Genomic DNA, 6,279 nt, shown 5'->3' on the forward strand with positions numbered 1-6,279 from the left:
ATATTCATATTTGATAGCTATAATTTTATTTATAAAATTAAATTTTTTATCTTGCATTTATATGATCATATAAAATGAAGAGATTTTTAAATAATATCCATTAAAAATATAATATATCAAAAAATAATCCGAAAATTTGGGTCTTCTTTAAAGTCATAAAAGTTTAATATCAATTGTATTTTCCAATTTTTGACTAAGTTTTAAATCCAATATAAAATTTTAGTTGATGCATTAAATTTTATTTCGCTTCAGATTTTTTAAAATCTATATAATATATTTTTTTAAAAAAAACACTATAATTTCATTATAACATCCTAAAAAATACAACCGTATTATTGTACTCATCATTATTCTTCTCATGATAATGGACTCCGATTCTAAATAGTCTATAAATTTATTAAAAATCTAATAGTTTAAATGTAATTTTTGGATAAATCTCATACATAAAAATTGATTACATGATTTCATTTAGTATTAAATATTTGAAAAACTTAAACTTACTCAAACTTAATGAAACTAGGATGTGTTTTTTCTATAAAACACATCAGAGATGATACAGCTTTTATATCAATCTTTTCTCTTCTCCATAAGAAGAGAAAAGATTGTAAAATCTAGTATCTAATTTATCAATAACCGCCGACTTAATCTAATCATAAGTATAACTAATTCTTAACCATGATTCCTGATGAAAAATCAATATCAAACTTTCTCTTTCTCCTTTTAATTTAACATCCTGAAACAGATTTTTAAATAATATCCAATTAGCAGCAAGAACTTTAACTGTATATTAATACGTAAATTTAAAAATTTAAAATTTCAAACTCAAAAAAAATTTATTCATACCTCACTTCTCTTATCCTAACTAATCTTCAAAACAAGGGAAAACCATAAATTTTTTAGTGGTTCAAAACTTTTTTAATAGATAGGCGAAAGAACAGCCTAACCGGATAAATCTCTTTAAAGTAAGACAAAGTTAGATACCCTTGATCCTTTATGATACAAAAAATATAATAAAGAGATATTATTGTCATCTTTAATCATCTCCCCATTACGAGTAATTTTCATTAATATAGGATACTAAGTTAATGGCATAAATATACAGCTACCCCCCTTTAACAATTTCTTCTATAAAACAAAATAATTTTGGATAAACGCATAAATCCAGTAACTCTTTTTAAAAAGAAACAATTTAATTGATTGAGTATATATTTAATTGATTGAGTATATGCTGCTTAGCTAATAAGATTATACACCAAATATTCCATTAATTAATTTCATTAAAATCAGCATTTGTACAATAGCATCAGTCTTACAATCTTGAATGATTAATTTATATTAATTCTTCCTAAGTTTTTTTAGTTAATATTTCATACTCAGCAGAAATGCCTTCAATTGGTTTTATATGATCTAAAATAACTACAGTAATTTGATCTTCTTTTTAACTCTATTGTTGAATACGTATGTATTCATTTACATAACTATTTAACTTAAACAAATATTCAACAGCTTCCTTATTAAATAAGGAAGCTAAAAAAGCTTCTTCGAGTCCTACTAGTAGGATAAATTAAATTCACAAAAAAATTACTAATCATTAAAATTAAGCATAGTCTTAGGATTTTAATAATCATCTTAAAAAAGAATCATCTTAAAAAAAATAAAAATACTTAGCATAAAGATTGCCAAGGTAAAAAAGATCAATACCCCCCTTCAAAAAATTAAATTTTGTCATTTTCCTTGAGATGCCTCTAAATTTTCTGATACCTGGTGTACATATTTTTTCTTTCTTTACTCCCACTCAATCGTCGCTGGTGGTTTATTAGTAATATCATAAAGCACACGTGAAATTTCTTTAATTTCATTCACAATACGCTGAGCAACACTCGTTAAAAATTCATAAGGTAATTCTGCCCAACATGCTGTCATAAAATCTACTGTTTTCACAGCCCGTAAAGCTACTAAATAACCATAATGCCGCGCATCGCCTTTAACACCCACGGATTTTATCGGCATAAATACAACAAAGGCTTGACTCACTTTGTGGTAATAATCGTGTTTTTTTAATTCTTCAATAAAAATTGCATCAGCACGTTGTAATATATCAATATATTCAGCTTTAATTTCCCCCAAAATACGAGTAGCCAAACCCGGTCCTGGAAAAGGATGGCGATAAACTAAATCGTAAGGCAAACCTAACTCTAAACCTAATTTTCGAACTTCGTCTTTAAATAATTCTCGTAAGGGCTCAATAAGTTGCAACTCTATTTTAAGGGGTAATCCTCCTACGTTATGATGCGTTTTGATGAGATGACCTTTCCCAGTTTTTGTTTTTGCGGATTCAATTACATCAGGATAAATCGTTCCTTGACCTAACCAATTGACGTCTAATTTTTTAGCCTCTGTTTCAAAAACTCGAATAAATTGTTCACCTGCAATTTTACGCTTTTCTTCTGGATCCAAAACCCCTCTTAAGGCTTTCAAAAAACGCTCTTGCGCACTAACGCAAATCACCGTTACACCTATATGTTTTTTGAATACATGTAATACTTCCTCCACTTCATTTAATCGCAGTAACCCTGTATTTACTAAAACACATACTAATTGATTACCAATTGCTTGGTGCACAATAGCTGCTGTCACAGCGGAATCTACTCCACCTGACAAGCCCACCATAACTTTCCCACTCCCTACTTTATTGCGAATCTTATGAATACCTTCTTCAATAATATTCTTCGTTGTCCAGGTTGCTCGACATTGACAAATATCTTTAACAAATTGAATTAAGATCTGATGTCCTTGAGGTGTGTGTGTAACTTCAGGATGAAATTGTAAACCAAAAAACCGTCGTTTAAAGTGAGCCATTGCTGCATAAGGAGAATTATTGGTACTAGCAGTTGCTTCAAATCCCGGGGGTAATTCTGTAACGATATCACCGTGACTCATCCAAACATCTAATAAAGGAATACCTTCAGTAGAGATACGATCCTCAATGTTTTCAAATAATAAGTCAGATTTGAGTATTTGCACTTCCATATGACCAAATTCACCCTTAGTGGTCATCTCCACTTTCCCGCCTAATTGATAGGCCATCGTTTGCATTCCGTAACAAATTCCTAATACCGGACAACCAATTTCAAAAACAATCGAAGGGGCACGTAAACTAGAGCTCAAGGTGACTGTTTCAGGACCTCCTGACAGGATGATACCATGAGGATTATAATTACGAATAGTTTGCTCATCCACTTCACAGGACATTAAATCACAATATACGCCAATTTCACGCACCTGCCGAGCAATTAATTGCGTATATTGCGAACCAAAATCAAGGATTAAAATTCGATAGTAATGAATGTCTGTCCGCATATTGTATTGTTAATGGATTTTTATTGTTCTATGAAATACATAATAAAAATAGAAAATAATATATTCTTACTCTTCTACTGAATAATTTGGCGATTCTTTTGTTACAGTTACATCGTGGGCATGACCTTCTCGAACTCCTGCACTTGTTACGCGAACAAACTGAGTTTTTGTTCGCATTTCTTCAATCGTTTTACAACCCGTATAACCCATGCCTGAGCGCAAACCACCAGTCAACTGATGAATCACCCCTCGCAAAGGACCTTTATAAGGAACACAACCCTCGATGCCTTCAGGAACATATTTTTCTTGTTTCTCTTGGGCTTCTTGAAAATATCGATCAGATGAACCATAGGTTCCAAACATAGCTCGTGCAGAACCCATTCCCCGATACGATTTATAGGAACAACCTTGATATAAAACTTCTTCCCCTGGCGCTTCTTCAGTTCCAGCAAACAACCCACCAATCATTACAGCATGCGCTCCTGCTCCAATGGCTTTACAGAGATCACCAGAAAATCGAATTCCTCCATCAGCAATAATAAAAACATCATCATTTTCTAATTCAGAAGCTACCTGCGCGATAGCCGTAATTTGTGGAACTCCTATGCCAGCCACAATGCGTGTAATACAAATGGACCCGGGACCCATTCCTACCTTAACCGCGTCAACCCCTGCATTAGTTAATGCTCTTGCCGCTGAAGCCGTAGCTATGTTACCAGCAATCAGGGGCACATCTGAATAATGCTTTTTAATCCATTTCACTCGATCAATCACTCCTTGTGAATGGCCATGTGCAGTATCTACCACCAAAATATCAACCCCTTCAGCTACCAAAGCAGCTACCCGATCCGGAGTTTCGTTTCCTATACCAATGGCTGCACCCACTCGCAATTGTCCTGAGGCAGTTTTACAAGCATTAGGATTCTCTTGTGAGCGCAGAATATCTTTCACAGTAATTAATCCACGTAATTCAAAGTGTTCGTTGATTACTAGCAACTTTTCTACACGATGTGGGCGGAAAAGATTAATAATTTCTTCGCGTGTGGCACCTTCTTTAATGGTAATAAGACGTTCTTTTGGAGTCATCAAATTAGCGACTTTTTGCTCCATATCTAATTCAAAACGAATATCACGATTAGTAATAATTCCAACAAGCTGCTCACCTTCTACCACAGGAAGCCCTGAAATATTGTATTCACTCGTAATTTTTTTAAGTTCACCAATAGTACTCGTTGGTGAAACAGTAATAGGATAAAATACAACACCGCTTTCAAATTTTTTTACTTTTCGAACTTCACTTGCTTGGCGTTCAGGGCTCATATTTTTATGTAAGATTCCGATACCACCTGCTTCAGCTAATGCAATGGCTAAACGCGCTTCGGTCACAGTATCCATAGCAGCGGATAATAGAGGAATATTAAGAGTTATATTCTGAGTCAAACGTGTGGTGAGCGAAACATCTTTGGGCAAGACTTCGGAGTAGCCAGGGAGTAACAAAACGTCATCAAAGGTCAGAGCTTCCTCGTTAATTTTCATTATCATAATTTTGCGTGCCCCTTCAATAAGCCTCGAAGTGTAGCCGCTTATTACTGATTTGTCGAGCAGAAAGATATTTATAAAGCAGGATCTTTTATATGAAGCAGAATTTAATCAATCTCCCCTAGCGGCCTGTTCTTTCCACCTAATATTAAAGGGGGGAGGAACTAATCCGTATAAAGAAAAGACAAGAGAGTATCCTTCTTTTTCAGAAGAAGGGATTTGAATTCGTGAAATGCTCAGTTTTACTTTCGTAACCTTTGAGTAATCTTCAAGATAACAATCATACCCTGAATAACAATAATTTCTAGCTGAAACAAACACAAAACACAGCACAACGGCACCCCAATCCCACAAATACTTGGTTCAAGCAAAGAATAAAACCTGCTATTCCCAACCTAAGAAGAATAACTAACAGAAAAAATTTTAATAGTATTGCTTTTGTTGCCTCTCGCCTCACTGTAAAGATGGTCCTGGAATTACCATTAGTAAGCCTGCTTTTTGGAGAGGAGATTCATTGAGCACGAGGTTACATTACACTAAGTAAGTTTACTAGCTTTCCTAACTCATAACAGTCGTTTAGGAAATCTCTGTGAGAGAGAACTGATTTTCTCTGGAAAATTATATACTAAAATCTCTTGAGAGTGTTTCAGATAATCAAATTTTTATATAGTGATTTGCTATTTTCTTAGCCGTTCATTTCACATCAGTAAAAAACTTTCTGCTTACAATAATTTATCCACCCTAATTTTATTCAACACTTGATTGTAATATATAATCTTTTTTATAGATCCTGTGATTTCTAATTTAGTGAGTAATGACAGCTTCTAATTTTGCATGAAGCAATCAATCGAGGCTATAATCTAGTGACGATATAAATTCATCACACCAGTAATAATGAATTCTAATCAATAGCCATTCTCGCTCTTTAGTACTTAATCATGAATTTTATAGCTTTGAGTGATCTGAAATATTTAGAGGTTTAATCATTAAAATCCAATAAAAATATTTAGCAAAACCATTCCTGACTTTCCTGATCGGAAAGGTTAATAACGCCATAATAACCAAACCATAAAAGTTGTAATCGATTGCTTGATAGTTTTGAAATGACAATTTTTTAAATAAAAATATGTATTTTTATTTAGGATTTTTTTTTAAAAAATATAAATACAATTACTAAAGAACAATCAAAAAAAACTTGATCGATTTCACCATCCTACATTCCCCCTATGCACAGTATCAAAAAATTCCTACAAATACCGTTATATCTTACTAAGATTTAATTGTATTAATCCTAATAAAAATTATACCGATCAAAATATATTAAAAAATTTTACTATTCACTCTTAAATGAAGAAGGGTCTATTTTCTTAAAAAGAACAG

Annotated in this window: 2 protein-coding genes; both read right to left on the minus strand. The window is 32.9% G+C overall.

What is annotated here, in order from left to right; genetic code table 11:
• Window positions 1-1,785: 1,785 nt before the first annotated feature.
• Window positions 1,786-3,360: a glutamine-hydrolyzing GMP synthase gene (gene guaA, locus CLERM_RS03060; RefSeq protein ID WP_102157125.1), complete on the minus strand. Its 1,575-nt coding sequence runs from the start codon at window positions 3,358-3,360 to the stop codon at window positions 1,786-1,788.
• A gap of 66 nt (window positions 3,361-3,426) precedes the next feature.
• The gene (guaB, locus tag CLERM_RS03065) at window positions 3,427-4,896 is read right to left on the minus strand and encodes an IMP dehydrogenase (RefSeq protein ID WP_102157126.1); all 1,470 of its coding nucleotides are present in this window, start codon (window positions 4,894-4,896) and stop codon (window positions 3,427-3,429) included.
• Between the last annotated feature and the right edge of the window lie 1,383 nt (window positions 4,897-6,279).

Origin of the sequence: Coxiella-like endosymbiont, from assembly GCF_002871095.1 — a bacterium.
In the GTDB taxonomy this organism is placed as follows: Bacteria; Pseudomonadota; Gammaproteobacteria; order Coxiellales; family Coxiellaceae; genus Coxiella.

Coding starts and splice junctions, on each gene's coding strand:
- guaA (WP_102157125.1), bottom strand. CDS start 3,360: ATGCGGACAGACATTCATTACTATCGAATTTTAATCCTTGATTTTGGT.
- guaB (WP_102157126.1), bottom strand. CDS start 4,896: ATGAAAATTAACGAGGAAGCTCTGACCTTTGATGACGTTTTGTTACTC.